The 15,672-nt window shown below is 49.0% G+C and carries 20 protein-coding genes (1 of these 20 cut by a window edge); 17 read left to right on the forward strand and 3 right to left on the reverse strand.

Translation table 11 applies throughout. The features are described 5' to 3' along the window. Nucleotides 1–14 precede the first annotated feature (14 nt). The 9 genes from tca_RS08935 to mtnA all read left to right on the forward strand — a co-directional run bounded on the left by tca_RS08935 (nt 15) and on the right by mtnA (nt 7,472). On the forward strand, nt 15–1,001 hold the full coding sequence (locus tca_RS08935; RefSeq protein ID WP_115892891.1) for a methanogenesis marker 2 protein: 987 nt from the start codon (nt 15–17) through the stop codon (nt 999–1,001). A gap of 75 nt (nt 1,002–1,076) precedes the next feature. Then, the gene (locus tca_RS08940; protein WP_170130341.1) at nt 1,077–2,618 is read left to right on the forward strand and encodes a methanogenesis marker 3 protein; all 1,542 of its coding nucleotides are present in this window, start codon (nt 1,077–1,079) and stop codon (nt 2,616–2,618) included. Then, a complete protein-coding gene (locus tca_RS08945) occupies nt 2,593–3,039 on the forward strand; it encodes a methanogenesis marker 6 protein (protein WP_115892893.1) in 447 nt (148 codons plus the stop codon). The genes tca_RS08940 and tca_RS08945 overlap by 26 nt, the downstream gene beginning before the upstream one ends. An 11-nt stretch (nt 3,040–3,050) precedes the next feature. Beyond that, nucleotides 3,051–3,422: a DUF2111 domain-containing protein gene (locus tca_RS08950; RefSeq protein ID WP_115892894.1), complete on the forward strand. Its 372-nt coding sequence runs from the start codon at nt 3,051–3,053 to the stop codon at nt 3,420–3,422. Next, nucleotides 3,419–3,865 (forward strand): methanogenesis marker 5 protein, encoded by a 447-nt coding sequence (locus tca_RS08955; RefSeq protein WP_115892895.1) that lies wholly within the window; start codon nt 3,419–3,421, stop codon nt 3,863–3,865. Before tca_RS08950 ends, tca_RS08955 begins: the two co-directional genes overlap by 4 nt. Continuing rightward, nucleotides 3,858–5,096, forward strand: coding sequence for a methanogenesis marker 15 protein (locus tag tca_RS08960; protein ID WP_115892896.1), 1,239 nt, complete (start codon nt 3,858–3,860; stop codon nt 5,094–5,096). The genes tca_RS08955 and tca_RS08960 overlap by 8 nt, the downstream gene beginning before the upstream one ends. Nucleotide 5,097: 1 nt before the next feature. Next, on the forward strand, nt 5,098–5,655 hold the full coding sequence (locus tca_RS08965; RefSeq protein WP_115892897.1) for a methanogenesis marker 17 protein: 558 nt from the start codon (nt 5,098–5,100) through the stop codon (nt 5,653–5,655). A 4-nt stretch (nt 5,656–5,659) separates the two neighbouring features. After that, a complete protein-coding gene (gene nifB / locus tca_RS08970; protein ID WP_115892898.1) occupies nt 5,660–6,526 on the forward strand; it encodes a FeMo cofactor biosynthesis protein NifB in 867 nt (288 codons plus the stop codon). 16 nt (nt 6,527–6,542) lie between these two features. Then, complete coding sequence (mtnA, locus tag tca_RS08975) at nt 6,543–7,472, forward strand: S-methyl-5-thioribose-1-phosphate isomerase (RefSeq protein ID WP_286708882.1); 930 nt, start codon at nt 6,543–6,545, stop codon at nt 7,470–7,472. A gap of 30 nt (nt 7,473–7,502) precedes the next feature. Here the strand turns inward: mtnA and tca_RS08980 are convergent, their stop codons facing one another. Next, nucleotides 7,503–8,567: a class I SAM-dependent methyltransferase family protein gene (locus tag tca_RS08980; RefSeq protein WP_286708883.1), complete on the reverse strand. Its 1,065-nt coding sequence runs from the start codon at nt 8,565–8,567 to the stop codon at nt 7,503–7,505. 96 nt (nt 8,568–8,663) lie between these two features. Between tca_RS08980 and dph5 the strand changes: the two genes are divergently transcribed. Next, nucleotides 8,664–9,458: a diphthine synthase gene (gene dph5 / locus tca_RS08985; protein WP_286708884.1), complete on the forward strand. Its 795-nt coding sequence runs from the start codon at nt 8,664–8,666 to the stop codon at nt 9,456–9,458. Between the two features lies 1 nt (nt 9,459). Here dph5 and tca_RS08990 read toward each other — a convergent pair whose 3' ends face one another. Beyond that, nucleotides 9,460–9,657, reverse strand: coding sequence for a hypothetical protein (locus tca_RS08990; protein ID WP_286708885.1), 198 nt, complete (start codon nt 9,655–9,657; stop codon nt 9,460–9,462). A 202-nt stretch (nt 9,658–9,859) separates the two neighbouring features. Between tca_RS08990 and tca_RS08995 the strand changes: the two genes are divergently transcribed. Further along, nucleotides 9,860–10,423 (forward strand): class I SAM-dependent methyltransferase, encoded by a 564-nt coding sequence (locus tca_RS08995; RefSeq protein WP_286708886.1) that lies wholly within the window; start codon nt 9,860–9,862, stop codon nt 10,421–10,423. A gap of 78 nt (nt 10,424–10,501) precedes the next feature. Here the strand turns inward: tca_RS08995 and tca_RS09000 are convergent, their stop codons facing one another. Continuing rightward, nucleotides 10,502–11,233: an archaeosine tRNA-ribosyltransferase gene (locus tca_RS09000; RefSeq protein ID WP_286708887.1), complete on the reverse strand. Its 732-nt coding sequence runs from the start codon at nt 11,231–11,233 to the stop codon at nt 10,502–10,504. A 178-nt stretch (nt 11,234–11,411) separates the two neighbouring features. Between tca_RS09000 and hdrC the strand changes: the two genes are divergently transcribed. The 6 genes from hdrC to tca_RS09030 form a co-directional block, all read left to right on the forward strand. Beyond that, nucleotides 11,412–12,380: a CoB--CoM heterodisulfide reductase subunit C gene (hdrC, locus tag tca_RS09005; protein ID WP_394339336.1), complete on the forward strand. Its 969-nt coding sequence runs from the start codon at nt 11,412–11,414 to the stop codon at nt 12,378–12,380. A 12-nt stretch (nt 12,381–12,392) separates the two neighbouring features. Next, the gene (hdrB, locus tag tca_RS09010) at nt 12,393–13,301 is read left to right on the forward strand and encodes a CoB--CoM heterodisulfide reductase subunit B (RefSeq protein WP_286708889.1); all 909 of its coding nucleotides are present in this window, start codon (nt 12,393–12,395) and stop codon (nt 13,299–13,301) included. 64 nt (nt 13,302–13,365) lie between these two features. Beyond that, the gene (locus tca_RS09015; RefSeq protein ID WP_286708890.1) at nt 13,366–13,632 is read left to right on the forward strand and encodes a DUF749 domain-containing protein; all 267 of its coding nucleotides are present in this window, start codon (nt 13,366–13,368) and stop codon (nt 13,630–13,632) included. Beyond that, nucleotides 13,629–14,153 carry a DUF2096 domain-containing protein gene (locus tca_RS09020; RefSeq protein ID WP_115892903.1) on the forward strand — a complete coding sequence of 175 codons (525 nt, stop codon included), beginning with the start codon at nt 13,629–13,631 and terminating at the stop codon, nt 14,151–14,153. The genes tca_RS09015 and tca_RS09020 overlap by 4 nt, the downstream gene beginning before the upstream one ends. 10 nt (nt 14,154–14,163) lie before the next feature. Beyond that, the gene (locus tca_RS09025; protein WP_286708891.1) at nt 14,164–14,835 is read left to right on the forward strand and encodes a metallophosphoesterase; all 672 of its coding nucleotides are present in this window, start codon (nt 14,164–14,166) and stop codon (nt 14,833–14,835) included. Between the two features lie 53 nt (nt 14,836–14,888). Then, nucleotides 14,889–15,672, forward strand: partial view of a 2-phosphoglycerate kinase gene (locus tag tca_RS09030; RefSeq protein ID WP_286708892.1) — the 5' portion only. 137 nt of this gene lie beyond the right edge of the window; only the first 784 of its 921 coding nucleotides appear in the window; it begins with the start codon at nt 14,889–14,891; the stop codon falls past the right edge of the window.

The raw sequence follows: 15,672 nt of genomic DNA on the forward strand, positions 1-15,672 counted from the left end.
AAAGAGGTGTGGAATTGGATTTAGATGATATCATCCATTCCCTTAAAAATTTTGAGGGTGTAACAAGAAAAAGACCGATAAAGAATATTGTTTCTATTCTGAATGATGCCTACAATGTTTCAGGAAACACCTACCTCGGCTACGGTGACGACGCATCTGCAATAAGGATCGGGGACGGGAAACTTCTTCTACTGGCCGCAGATGGCATATGGGGCCGCCTGATGGACGCCGACCCCTACTGGGCAGGTTACTGTTCCGTCCTTGTTAACGTTAATGACATAGCGGCCATGGGCGGTAAACCTGTGGGTATGGTCAATGTACTGTCAATAAACTCCAGTGAAACCTGTTACAGTGTCATGGAGGGCATAAAGGATGGTGCAGATAAATTCGGGGTTCCAATGGTGGGGGGTCACGTTCACCCCGACACCCCCTACGATGCCCTTGATGTTTCAATTGCAGGGATAGCATCCGAGGATGCCATCATAACAAGCTGTGACGCCAGGCCAGGGGACCGCGTCATTGTCGGGATAGACCTCGATGGAAGGCCACACCCTTCATTTCCACTGAACTGGGATACAACCACGCATAAGAGCCCCGAGGATGTGCAGGCACAGATAGATATCATGGCAGAACTTGCTGAGAGGCACCTTGTCACCGCAGGGAAGGACATAAGTAACCCTGGCACACTCGGAACACTTGGAATGCTCCTTGAAGCTTCGAATGTGGGGGCGAGAATTGAAATGGAATCCATTCCAAGGAACAGATCCGTTGATTGGGACAGCTGGCTTAAGATGTATCCAGGATCAGGTTTCGTTCTAACAACAGCACCTGAAAATGTAAATGAATGTGTGGAGCTGCTGGAGTCAGTCGGAATAACAGCATCAGATGCTGGCGAAATAATAGCCGATCAGAGGCTTTATCTGAGGGTTGATGATGATGAGGGGGTCCTCTTTGACCTTAAAAGTGAGATAATAACAGGAGTGACCGAGGAAAAATTGTGAAGAACCATGTGAGTGGGGAGATTTTGATGTTTGGGGAAACAGGATTGAGTGAAGAAATTCTATGAGGGAGAAATCATGTTTGTTAAGGTCAACGGGGCGGGAGTAGAACTTCCGGATGGATCCACGGTGAGGGATGCCCTTGAGGCAACCGGCGCCCCCTACGTGGAGGGGACACTGGTGTGCCTCATAAGCGGTACAAGGGAACTTGAGAGGACAATAGACACCTACCGCATCAGGACAACAGCAGGCAGCATACTCCTGGAACTCCTGCCGGAAGAGGCACCGGCCCTGGTCGAGGAATGGAGGAGCATCTACACTGGACTTGAAAACATGCGCATCAGGTGGACCACTCCATCTGAGATCGCAATGGGACCCCTCAGGACAGAACTGGAACCATCAAGGGATGAATTCACCTACGATGAAGATGAGGTTATAATGAGCCTCTCAGGATTCAGCCCGGATTCAACACATATAATAATATCAAAGGAACCCCATTCAGCAGTATACGGTGTCCCAAGGGAGAACAGAGGAGTATTTGCAAGGTTAACAGGCGGAAAAAGGACAGTTGAGAGGTTAACCCCGGATGACATGGTGAAATCAGTTGAACCCGTGGTTGAGAGGAAGAGCATAGTTGAGAGCGCCGCTGTAACAGAACTCAACACAGAACTCGAGGAAGGCAACCAGATCTTCACCTACGTGAAGGTTAAACCCTCCCCTGAATCACCACAGTCAGTGGAACATTTCTTCTCCATGCTGGAGGATGGAAAACTCAGGGTTGACTATGAGGCAAATTCATTCATAGGCTTTTACTCCCTCCAGGGAATAAAGAAAGACCCCGAAAAAATCGACAAGAGAAACAGGGGGGCTGTGACACTCAGAAACACAGGAAGGGGCTCTGGAAGGGTCTACATCTACAGGGAGGATAGGGTTTCAACCCCATCCCATAACATCATAGGCCATGTCACAGAGGGCATGGAACTGGTTGACATAGCAGGCGAGGGCGACCAGATAACAGTGGAATGCGAACCCGGAAGGATAATGACCGTGGCCATGACCCAGAAGGAGGCTGAGGATTACCTCAGGGAATATGGTATAGAACAGATACGTGAGGGTATAATGGATGATGATGCCATCGTGGTGGTCCAGGACCCACCCTACACCATGGACATCCTGAGGGAGGGGAAGGTCAGGACAGTTGGTGTTGATCAGGATAAGATCCTTGAGATAGAACTGGACCCGGCTGCTCCCAGATCATCCTGGTACTTCCGCAGGCTCACAGGTCTCATCGACACACCGATAGGATCCCTCAGGGTACACTTCGCCTTCCCTGGAATGAAGGTGGTCATGTTTGAGGGCGATAAATCACTGGCAAAGGGACTCATACCGGAAAATACACCTGAGAGATGCGTTAAGAAGGGTAACATCGGCATAACCAACATGTCAAGGCGCCACATAGGTATGGTGGGTGTCAGACTCGAGGACAACGATGAGTATGGTCCCACAGGTGAACCATTCAACGGCACCAACATGATAGGTAAAATCACAGGTGGAATTGAGAATATTGAAAAACTGAAAGAGGGGGATACCGTATATGTCCGGGAAAGAAAAAGAGGGTGAAAAGGCAACCAGGATGATAATACTGGGTCCATCGGCGAGGCTGAGTTCATCGGAACTTGTCCAGAAACTCCACCTCCTTGGCCTTCCCCTCACAATAAAGTCAACATGCTACGGAGCACTTATCCATGGAGATGAGGATGTGGTAATGGAGGCCGTGAAAAGGATAAGGAGCCTTGACCCCCCCAACATATTCACAAAGGAGAGGGGCTTTCCACCTGGAGACCCCAGGAGATGCAGGGGACACAGGGGGGCCGCCCGGGAGGGATACCATCAGCTTGAGAAGGAATTCAAACTCCTGGGCTACGTATGCGAGGCCCTTGAAAACCCGCAGGAGGTCGCACCTGAAATAAAGGAGAAGATCTCTGTGGATGAATTCCGCAGGATAGCTGAAAAAGCTCAAAAATCAAAACAGAAAACATAGGGCTGGTTAAAATGAAAATAACATCATCATCAAGTGGAGAGGAACTGAGGGAACTTGGCATCTGCATACATGAACTTGTAAGTCGCCTGCCCCTAACAATAAGGAGCAGGGAATTACCGGGCCTCAGAATAGAGGACGGAAAGGTGATTGATGATAACTACACAGGACCCGTACTTGAGAAGGTCCTGGAATCAGGGGAAATAGCCCGGGAAACACCTGACAGGGGACCATACAGAGGGATTCCCGTTGTTGTCGTACCCCTCAAGGAGGAGGGTGAGGTTATATGTGCAGTGGGCATCGTTGACGCGACAAAGGGGCTCTTCACAGACATGGTCGAGATAGCCAGAAGACCCCAGGATACAGATAAGGGGGAATTCTATTGAAGATAGCCATATTTCCACCGAACTCACTGATACTGGCTGATCTTGTTGAGAGACGGGGACATGAGCCACTGGTAATCCAGAAGGAATTAAAAAAGAAGGTCACAGACCCTGAAATAGACTCACCTCCCTTCAACATAACCGAAGAGGACCCAATCAGGGGACTGAAGTACGCCGCAATAGAGGTTCCATCAGGTGTCAGGGGCAGGATGTCAATCTTCGGTCCGCTCATAGAGGAGGCAGATGCAGCCATAATAATGGAGGAGGCACCCTTCGGCTTCGGTTGCATAGGCTGCGCAAGGACCAACGAGCTCTGCGTCTTTCAGCTCAGGAAGAGGGGCATACCAACCCTTGAACTTAAATATCCCCGCACACGTGAGGAGACAATAGATGTTGTCAACAAGATAAATAATTTCTTAGACGAACTGGAGGCTCAAAATGGTTAAAATAGCCCAGATTTCATGCGGAACCGACTACAGTGGTGTTCAGAAGGAAATTGAGAAGGCCGCCGAAACCTTCGGGGCGGAGATAGTGATCCCCGAGGCTGACCTCGACTACATAGATGAGGCCTATGAAAAGTTCGGGTTCAACTGTGCCAGTTCAAGCATAAGGCTGATGATAGCCAGGGCAATGTCCCTGGTGGAGGGTAAAACAGATGCCGATGCAGTCTTCATAGCAACATGCTTCAGATGTGCCGAGGGCGCCCTTGTGAGGAATGAGCTCAGGAGGTTCATCCAGCAGAACACCAGGCTCCCAGTTGTAACCTACTCATTCACAGAAAGGACCAAGGCGGATGAACTCTTTATACGTATGGAGGCCCTAGCCACCATAGTCGCAAGGAAGAGCATACTGGCAAGGGAGAAACAGGAGGGCCTCACCATGGGTATCGACTCGGGATCAACAACAACCAAGGTTGTCCTCATGGAGGATAATGAGGTCATAGGTACCGGGTGGCTGCCAACGACCGATGTCATAGGTTCAGCAGAGAAGGGCATAGAGGAGGCACTCTCAGGGACCGGCTACAAGCTTGAGGATATTGATGGGATGGGTGTCACAGGATACGGTAGACTCACAATAGGGAAGCACTACGGGGCGGACCTCATCCAGGAGGAGCTGAGCGTCAACTCCAAGGGTGCAGTGTTCCTTGCAGACCACCAGAAGGGAGAGGCAACGGTGCTGGACATAGGTGGTATGGACAACAAGGTCATCACGGTCAACGATGGTATACCAGACAACTTCACCATGGGGGGTATCTGTGCCGGTGCCTCAGGTCGTTTCCTTGAGATAACCGCCAGGAGACTCGGTGTGGAGATAGATGAGCTCGGAAGCCTCGCCCTCAAGGGCGACTACAGGAAGGCCCTTCTAAACAGCTACTGCATAGTCTTCGGTATACAGGACCTTGTCACAGCCCTGGCAGCAGGGACCTCCAGGGAGGACACAGCCGCGGCAGCATGCCACTCTGTGGCTGAACAGGTCTACGAGCAACAGCTCCAGGAGATAGATGTCAGGGAGCCCCTGATACAGGTCGGAGGAACATCACTTATAGAGGGTCTTGTAAAGGCAGTCAGCGACATCCTTGGGGGTATAGATGTCATAGTGCCACCATACTCACAGCACATCGGTGCAGTGGGGGCGGCGCTCCTTGTTTCAGGAATGAAGAAGGCCGGTGAGGGTTAATATGGGAATACAGATCGAATGCTATGACCCCCGCGGAGCCGCAGTCTATGAGATAATCACCAGGCAGGTTCTCCAGGACCTGCAGCTTTCAAGGGCCATAGATGACCTGAGGATATGGGTTGATCCAAGGGAACCGGTTTTCATAATAGCTGTTAAGACACAGAAGACATCCGAACCCATTCACCTTGAGGATATGGCTGAAATGGAGGTTGATAAGGCCACAGGTTCCATTCATCTAAGGATAAAGGATGAGACCTACCTCCCACAGCTACTTGAAAGGTTATGGGAAACACAGGGAAGGGGCAGGGTCCGCCAGCCCTCCAGGTTTGAGGTGATAATTGAGGACCCGGTCTCGGATATCACCGGAATGACGGTCCATGACCCCTCACTCAACCTCAAGAAGAGGGTATACGATGCAATCTTCAGGATAATACCCGAGGGATTCCGGGTTATAAGGGATCTATCTGAGGACAACCTGATAGCCCTCGTATGCACCGATGAGGTACTCAGGGATGAATGGGTCCTGAAGGCGAAGGAGATAATTGATGGGATGAGGTGAAGAAATGCCAGATCAGAGACAGACAAGATTTGCACACATAACAAAGGCCCACCCATGCTTCAACGAGAAACTGCATGACAGGGTTGGAAGGATACATGTTCCAATAGCACCCCGCTGCAACATTCACTGTAAATTCTGCACCAGGGACATAAACGAATGTGAAAGACGGCCAGGGGTTACAGGAAGGCTCATGACAGCTGATGATGCCATAAAACACGTGGAAAAGGTTAAGGAGGAGATGCCAATAAGTGTAATTGGTGTGGCCGGTCCAGGAGACGCTCTGGCCAATGAGGAGACATTCGAGTTCTTCAAAAAGGCCAGCAAGAAATTTTCGGACCTCCTTAAATGTATGAGCACCAACGGACTTCTCCTACCGGACAGGGCAGATGAACTCGCAGAACTTGGGGTTAACACCGTCACCGTCACAGTTAACGCAGTGGACCCTGAGATAGGGGAGAAGATATACTCCTTCGTCGTCTACAAGGATAAGGTCTACCATGGAAGGGAGGCCTTTGAGGTTCTCTCGAGGAACCAGCTGGAGGGTATTGAGAAGCTCGCTGAGAGAGGTATAATTGTAAAGGTCAACAGCGTCCTCATACCGGGTCTCAACGATGAACACATAGTTGACATTGCAAGGGAGGTTAAAAAGAGGGGAGCGTCCCTGATGAATATAATACCCCTTATACCAATGGGCGAGATGAAGGACTACCCGAGACCAACATGTGAACAGATCGAGAGGGTCCGCAACGAAGTTGAAAAGATAATACCCGTGTTCAGGGCATGTACACAGTGCAGGGCAGACGCCTACGGAATCCCAGGGAAGAAAGAAGCTGATAAACACCTTGACATGACACCAGCAAGCCACTACTGACCATGGATAGATGAACATGAAGACCATTGAATGGAAGGATGGAGAGCTGGTCCTCATCGACCAGCGCAGACTACCGGACTCCCTCGAGTACTTCCGCTGCAGGGACTACAGGGACGTTATATATGCCATAAAGAACATGGTTGTGAGGGGTGCACCGGCAATAGGGGTTACAGCAGCATTCGGGGTTGCAATGGCGGAACTCGCCGGTGAGGATGTTGAGGTAGCGGCAGAGGAAATAAAGGCATCTAGACCAACAGCAGTGAACCTTTTCTGGGCCGTTGACCGTGTGATGAAATCAGAATCTCCCCTGGATGAAGCCATCACAATGTACAGGGAGGACATGGCGACCAACAGAGCAATAGGAAGACACGGCGCGGGGCTCATAGAGGATGGTGACACGGTTTTAACCCACTGCAATGCAGGGGCCCTTGCCTGTGTTGACTACGGGACAGCCCTTGGGGTTATAAGGGCCGCATGGGATGATGGGAAAAGGTTAACAGTCATATGTGATGAAACAAGGCCAGTTGGCCAGGGTGCAAGGCTCAGTGTCTGGGAGATGCATCAGGAGGGCATCCCCGTTAAGCTGATAGCGGATGTTGCAGCGGGCTACCTGATGCAGACTGGCATGATTGATAAGGTGATAATAGGCGCCGACCGTATCGCAGAGGGGGGTGTGGCAAATAAGATAGGCTCCCTCATGGTTGCCCTGGCAGCAAAACGCTTCAATGTCCCCTTCTATGTTGCAGCGCCCATGAGCACATTCGACACGAAGAACTCCATCTATGACATCGAAATAGAGGAGCGAGACCCTGCAGAGGTTCTATATTATGGTGGATGCAGGATAGCGCCGCAGAAAACAGAAGCCCTTAACCCTGCATTTGATATCGTACCATCAGACCTCATATCAGGGATTATAACTGAGAAGGGCATCCTCGACCCCCTCTAGACCCCTGAAAATCATGGAATAAACCTTTTTTTATATCAGGGAGTTATACCCCTTTTCACTTTTTTCTGGATCTGAAGAGGCACTTTTCCTTATTCTGGCGTCGATGCCCATATGCCAGACCCCAGGGCTCCTTGATTTAACCCTCCTCATATCAAGGACCTCAACATGGAAGGGCCTCGCAGCCTCCTTCAAACGGTTCACAGGGGTTTTGAAGTCCCTTGCAAATTCATAGTAGTGTATCACTCCACCGTCCCGCACGGCCCTGATGGCATCGTCAATAAATTCGCAGGCACTTCCAGGGAGGTTCATTATTATATGGTCAGCGAAGCACTCCCTGTCCCTGAGAAACTCCCTAACATCACCTTCAACTGCAACTATAACATCCTCTGCATGGTTCAGTCTGGCATTCTCCTCTATGTACCTGACAGCCGCAGGGTTTATGTCAACGGCGTAGATGCGCGAAGCCCTGCCATGCCTTGCAACTGCAATGGCGAAGGGTCCAGCCCCGGCAAACATGTCAAGGACAACCTCACCATCCTTCACCTGAGCCGCGACAGTTTCCCTCTCATTTGCAAGTCTGGGGCTGAAGTACACCTCCTTTATATCCACCTTGATCCGGCTTCCATACTCCTGATGTATGGTCTCTGACACCGGTGATCCTGCAATGAGTTCAAGTTCCCTGGTCCTGGTAACTCCCTTCACACCACTCCTCTTCATGTAGACAGCCTTTCTGCCTGTGAATTCAAGGGCGGCTTCACCAATGATGAAACGGTAATCATGAAGCTCCTCTGGTATCTCAAGTATCACAGTATCTCCTATTATGTCAAAGGACCTCCTGATTGATGCAAGGGCATCTTCAGGGATTTTTGATTTCAGTATGTCCGTGAACTTTGCAGGGGAGCGTTTGCTCTCCTTAAATTCCTGATCAACAATTTCAGCACCGTCGATCTCAGGGATCCTGGCGTCCTCCCTGAGGGGTATGTAAACGTGCTCATGGTCCCGGCTTATACGGTAGTCCCTGTTCAGCAGTGACCCAGCAACAAGCATCTTTATGATATCATTAGCCATCTTCTTTGGAACCTTCAAGCCCTTCATGATTGAAACTTCCCATATCTTGAGTCACCTATTATATTGGTCACGTGCATATATACCGTTATTAATGGTTTCTGATACTGATTAGGGAGGGTTAAGATGCTATACATAATTGGACTGGGACTGTATGACGAGAATGACATATCAATCAAGGGCCTGAGGGCCATAGAGGACTGTGACGAGGTTTACGCTGAATTCTACACTGCAATGCTCCAGGGGTCCAGTTTATCTGCAATAGAGAGGAGAATAGGTAGAAGTGTGAAGGTCCTGGGGAGGGGAGAAATCGAGGAGGAAAGAATCCCCCTTGAGAGGGCATCGGAGCTTGATGTGGCCCTCCTTGTTGCGGGAGATCCCCTTGTTGCAACAACACACACGGAGCTTCTCATAGACGCCCACAGGAGGGGAATAGAGACAAGGGTTATCCATTCGTCATCCATAATATCAGCCGCCCCTGGTCTCGCGGGCCTCCAGGCCTACAAGTTTGGAAGGATAATTACGATACCATTCACAGCTGATAATTACTTTCCCACATCACCCTACACCAACATAGGGGAGAACCTTAAGGCTGGCTCCCACTCCCTTGTCCTCCTGGATATCGAGGCCCACAGGAATAGATACATGACGGCCAGTGAGGGGCTCATGTATCTCTTGAAGGCATCAGAGAAACTTGATGATGATACAATTAGCGGCGAAACCCTTGCAGTTGTCATAGCAAGGGCAGGCTCTGAGAAACCCCTTGTGAGGGCTGATAGAATAGATGCACTCGTTGACGAGGACTTCGGTGATCCACTCCACTGTCTCGTGGTCCCTGCGGGCCTTCATTTCATTGAGGCGGAATACCTTGTTGAAATTGCAGGGGCACCCCGGGCAGTGGTGGAGAGGATGATCATCTAACTTATCTCAGGAGATACTCGCATTTTTCAACATTCTGGAGGGGGATGATTATCTCCCTCTTCCCGAATTCCCTCTCAGAGAAGCTCACCAGTATGATGCACTTCTCCTTATCAACCTTTATCATTTCAACCCCAAATTCACCCCTCTTGAAGTGATGGACGGTCCCGTTTATCATGGTGAGCTCCATCTTTTCTATCATCTAAACACCATTTAATAATCTGTCAGGGTTTTTATTTATAATTTGGCAGTGATCATGGATTTTCAGTGTCGTCTGATCTGGCGGTTATTTCTTCAGTGATTATGGAATGTTCACAATGTCGTATCCCGAAAGATTATTCATTTTTAGAATCAGAGTATTTAGCGGGTCATGACATTTTTCTCATAACTGAGGAGGTGTTAGTGTGGGCAGAGTGCATGCCGATGGGGGTAAATCAACACGTGACCTCATAGACGCCAGAAAACTGATTGAACTGCTTCCACTGAAACCTGGAGATACGTTCCTCGATGCTGGATGCGGGGATGGCTTCATTTCACTTGAGGCAGTGAATGCTGTGGGAGAGAGTGGGATGGTAATTGCAGTTGACATATACCCACCATCAGTTGAAGCCCTCAGATCAGCTGCTGCAGGAATAAAAAACATCTTAATACTCCTTGATGATATAACCGGGAGGCTTCCGGTTCCCGATGGGACAGTTGACATTTATTTCATGGCAAACGTGTTCCATGGGATAGTTGCAAACAGGGAGGTTGACCTCCTCCTTGCTGAGGTGAGGAGACTCCTGAGGGATGGTGGTAAACTAGCCATAGTTGATTTTAAAAAAATTCAGGGGACCCCTGGTCCACACCTTGACCTGAGGCTATCTGAGAATGAGGTCATCGGGATACTCAGGGAGAAGGGATTTGAGGTTGATGATGTGATGGATGTGGGGTCCTTTCATTATCTTGTCCTTGGATCTATGATCTGATGAATGCTGAAACTGCTCTATTAGCTGTAAACTCCAGAATGAACGGGGGGTCCTGATAAATGTTGATAAATGATATAATCAGTAGAGAGGGGTGTACATCTGGAGGAATTCCTGCTTCTCACGGTCCAGAATCCTGAGTGCTGACATGTTCTGGGGTGATGAGGCAGCACGCTCCTCAACAAGGTTTCTGAGGGTTCCGTTCCTGATATGCTCACGGACCTCACTGATTATTAGCTCAAGGGTGTGCCTGTTTCTCTCCATGAGATCCTCTGCTCTGGTATCACAGATACCGTAGGTGTCCAGTGGATAGGTGTGACTCTCTGTCAGGAGGATGTTGAGTCTCCCGTATAGCTCTGCAGTGGCATCTGAGAAGAGGTCCATACCCATGTAGGTGAGGATGGGAATGAATGCAGGGTGCGAGAAGGTGGAGCAAAGCAGGGTTTCAGGCTTCAAAGATTCCCTCAGTACAGTTAAAATTCTCACAAGGTCCACGGGCCTCTGAAGCAGTTCATCCATATTTGCCACTATGAGCCTCCTGAACCCCATCTCCTCAAGTTCAATGGCGCACCTTATCCTCAGGTCAGGGTAGCTGGATCCATGTATGAAGGCATAATCTGCATCGGAACCGGAGGACATCCTGAGGGTTTCATTAACACCCCACTCTGCAATCTCCCTGGGGACACTGTAGGGTATGGTCTCATGGGGTGCTATCTCCATCCCTTCATCTTCAACTAGTAGGGGTGTTTCAGTATCATCCAGGAGGCCCAGCCTTGCAGGACCGTCATGTAGCTTTATCTGGTATCTGGTCATGATCATGCACCGTCATAGCTACTTGAGGCACCATTCTACTTAACCATTTCCAGAGTACTGTAACCTTAAAGGTTACACTCTGGTGAATTTTAGGAATCTTTATATAGAGATAAAAGTCACAGTCTAATAAGAAAAATTTGAGGTTTGCTAACCAGGGATATTTCAGGGTGTGAAAACAATGTCAGTTCTAAAACGCCTAAAGGAAATGTTGATGGGTGAAAAGAAGGAAGAGGACAGCAAAACAGAGAAACCAGTGGAAACAGAGACTCCTAGCGAGCCCATTAAAGAAACTGAAAAACCTCAACTTGAAGAAAAACCTTCAGCTGAACCTTCATCGTCTGCAGATGAAACATCCGATGCCCCTGAGGAACCTGTGAAGGTTTCTGAGGCCTCTGAGGCTGAGGAGACTGTTAAGGTCCCTGAAGTCCCGGAGAAGGAAACTGCAGATGCTGATGAAGTTGAAACTGAAGAACCAGCTGAAACCTCCGATGAAGATGAGGAGGTTGTTGAGGATGAAACCTCTTCGGAGGATTCTGATTCCGATGAAGGATCAGAGGATGAGGAGGAAAAAAGCGAAAGGAGTGATATAATGACCCTACTGCAGAGAGAGGAAAACATAATCAGAAAGGGTAATATTGACAAGGAATTCTCTGAGAAAATAAAAGCAGCAGGAGGAGACAGTCTGGAATACTGTTTCCAGTGCGGTACATGCACAGGTTCATGCCCATCAGGAAGAAGAACCCCATACAGGGTAAGGCAGATAATAAGGAAGGCCAACGTGGGATTAAAGGACGAGATAATCTCAGATCCAACACTCTGGATGTGCACCACCTGCTACTCCTGCCAGGAAAGGTGTCCACGTAAGGTCAAAATCGTGGATGTTGTGAAACTTGCAAGGAACGAAGCAGCCAAGGCAGGATTCATGGCACCAGCCCACAAGGCTGTTGGATCATTCGTTATAAAAACAGGCCATGGTGTGCCAATAAACGACGCAACAATGGAACTCCGAAAGGCAGTTGGCCTTGGAGAACTACCACCAACAACACACCAGTTCCCAGGAGCACTTGAAGAGGTTCAGAAAATCATCAAGGCAACAGGCTTCGACCAGTTAATAGGATACAACTGGGAAACAGGTGAACTAGAATAGGGAGGCATGTAAATGGAAATCGCATACTTTTTAGGATGTATCATGAACAACAGGTACCCTGGAATTGAAAAGGCAACAAGAGTCCTCTTCGATAAACTCGGAATCGAACTCAAGGACATGGAAGGGGCATCCTGCTGCCCGGCACCAGGGGTCTTCGGTTCATTCGACAAGACAACCTGGGCTGCAATAGCAGCAAGGAACATCACCATCGCTGAAGAGATGGGTTCAGACATCATGACAGAATGTAACGGATGCTTCGGGTCACTGTTTGAAACAAACCACCTCCTCAAGGAAGACGAGGAGATGAGGGCAAAAATCAATGAGATCCTCAAGGAAGCAGGAAGGGAATACAAGGGTGAAATAAACGTAAGGCACCTGGCCGAAGTTCTCTACAATGATGTGGGACTTGACAAACTCTCAGAAGTCGTTGAAAAACCCCTCAACCTCAACGTGGCAGTGCACTATGGGTGCCACTTCCTCAAACCAAGCGACGAGATAAACATAGACAACCCTGAAAGGCCAACAATACTGGATGAAATTGTCGAGGTCACCGGAGCAAAATCAGTTGACTACAAGGACAAGATGATGTGCTGCGGTGCCGGTGGTGGAGTAAGGTCCAGGGACCTGGATGTTGCCCTAGACTTCACAAGGGAAAAACTCACAAACATGAAGGAAGCAGGTGTGGATGCAATAGTCAATGTCTGCCCATTCTGCCACCTCCAGTTTGACGTGGGTCAGATGGAGATCAAGGACAAGTTCGGTGAAGAATTCAACATACCAGTACTCCACCTTGCACAGCTGCTGGGACTTGCAATGGGTCTTCCAAAAGAGGATCTTGTGGTTGACGCCCACCAGGTATGTGTCGACGAGTGCCTTGAAAAACTCGAGGAACTCGACCGCCTCGCACCTGGAAGCGGATAACCCCCCAAAATATTTATTTTTCAATGGGAGTCAAACTCCCATAAAGTAAACCAGAGGTGTTTTTTTGTTTATAGCCACTTTAAAGGGAATATTCACCCTTAAGGATCTTCCAGAAGAATTCAAACCCTTTGTGGACTACAAGGCGGGACTTGAGAAAAAAGAACTCACAGATGATGATGAAATAGCCATAATATCCATCAAGGGCACCCAGAGTAACCATGTGCTTTTCCTCAGCTCCTACAACAGCGTTGATGAGATCCGAAAGGAGCTTGAGGATGCGGGTGCAAAGCTAAATCACACAACCCTAAAAATTCTGGAAGGACACCTATGACACTACCAGTAGAACAGACATGGTTCGTCCTGGTTGAACTTTTAACAGACCTTAGAAAAAGGGATGTGGATGTACCCACATCAATCACAGAGGACGTTAGACTGGTCAGGACGTCAATAAACTTCTACAAATCAGATCCTGAAAACCCTGAAATGATGAAGGAGCTCAAGAGGATAAATGACATGCTAAACTCCATCCAGGAGGAGCTCCTTGAACTCGCAGAGACAGTCTCATCAGATTACCCTGCACAGTGGATTGAAAAACTGAAAAGGGCGGCTAGGGGGGAGGAGGTCCACAGACCCCCACAGACCAAATCAAAATTCATTGTCGGGGCGCCGCCAGGATTTGCAGCTGCAAGGGTTCACCTCAGGGAACCACTTGCAGAGGACAGGGTCCAGGACATTGCCGAAACCCACAGTCTGATAATAGAATTCGAAGAGGATGACCTTATAGCGATTTACGGTGACTCAGAGGACATAAAGAAGGGCCTGAGAGAAATAGGCTCATTTTTCAGGGAATAGGGTGATTTTAGTGAAAATCCTCGCAGTTAGTGACCTCCATGGATCAAACATCCCCGAGCTTCACAGTTACCTGAAAAATAACAGGGTGGACATTATTGTTGTAGCCGGGGACATAACCCACTTCGGCCCCCCTGAACTTGCTGAGGAACTGCTAAATGAGCTGGCATCACACAAGATACCTGTGGTCGCTGTACCTGGGAACTGTGACCCCCATGGGATCGCATCCAGAATTGAAAATTCCAGAGCCATCAATATTCACGCAAGAACCCTTAATATTAAGAATGTTGCATTCTGTGGACTTGGCGGTTCCAATCCAACACCCTTCAACACACCCCTTGAACTGGGAGAGGATGAGATACGCAGCGAACTGGATAAACTCCTTGAGAACCTCAAAGGGAATGATAGGCTGATTCTTGTAACCCATGCACCGCCCCATGGAACAGAGGTTGACAGGATTCCCTCTGGGGATAACGTGGGAAGCACCGGTGTGAGGGATGTGATTGAGAAGCATCAGCCATGCATCAACATCTGCGGCCACATCCATGAGTCCCCCGGTGTGGAACGCCTTGGCGAAACCCTCATAGTCAACCCCGGGCAGCTTTCCGAGGGCAGGGCAGCTCTCATTGAAATTGACGATGATGGTTCCGTAAGGGCTGAAATCTTAAACCTTAAATCCAGTTAAATATATAAAAACTGGATTCCAGATTATCACTGAATTCTTTTTGAGGTGAGATCATGATAATGGTTCAGGGAGAGGTAAGTGGAAAGAAATACACAGAGCCATTCTCCAAGGGTGTTCTGGCACGTTCACTGACCCGGGCAGAGATGGATCCAAACAGGGCATACACCTTCGCTTCAAGGATTGAGGCTCACCTTAAAAAGAACAAGGTGGATCTGATAACCATTGAGGAACTGGTTGAAATCGTCTCTGAACATCTCAGGAAGGAGGACCCCGAGGTTGCAGAGAAGTACATGCTCTGGCGAAAGATAAGACAGTGCAAGGAGCCCCTCATAATACTCATAGGCGGTGCTTCAGGTGTGGGAACATCATCAATCGCCTTTGAAGTTGCAAACCGCCTTGGAATAAGGAACATGATAAGTACCGACATGATAAGGGAGGTCATGCGTAAGATAGTCTCCAGGGAACTTCTTCCATCCATCTACGAATCCAGCTACACGGCCTACCAGTCCCTGAGGATACCTCCACCACCGGAACTAGACGAGGTCCTCATAGGATTCAGGGACCACGTTGAAAGTGTGAGCATAGGGGTGGAGGCAGTAATTGAGAGGGCGCTGACAGAGGGGATAAGCATAGTTATTGAGGGCGTGCACATAGTCCCTGGTTTCATAAGGGAGGACCTTGTTAACAAGGAAAACGTTGCAATGTTTGTCCTGACGGTCTCTGATGAGAACGTTCATAAGGGGAGGTTCTATTCACGCTGCAGGCAGATGTGGGCCAGAAGACCCCTTAAAAGATACATAAGTTACTTCTGGGCCATCAGGAGGATTCACAGATACA

The sequence above is a fragment of the Methanothermobacter sp. EMTCatA1 genome (assembly GCF_002356395.1).
Classification (GTDB): domain Archaea; phylum Methanobacteriota; class Methanobacteria; order Methanobacteriales; family Methanothermobacteraceae; genus Methanothermobacter; species Methanothermobacter thermautotrophicus.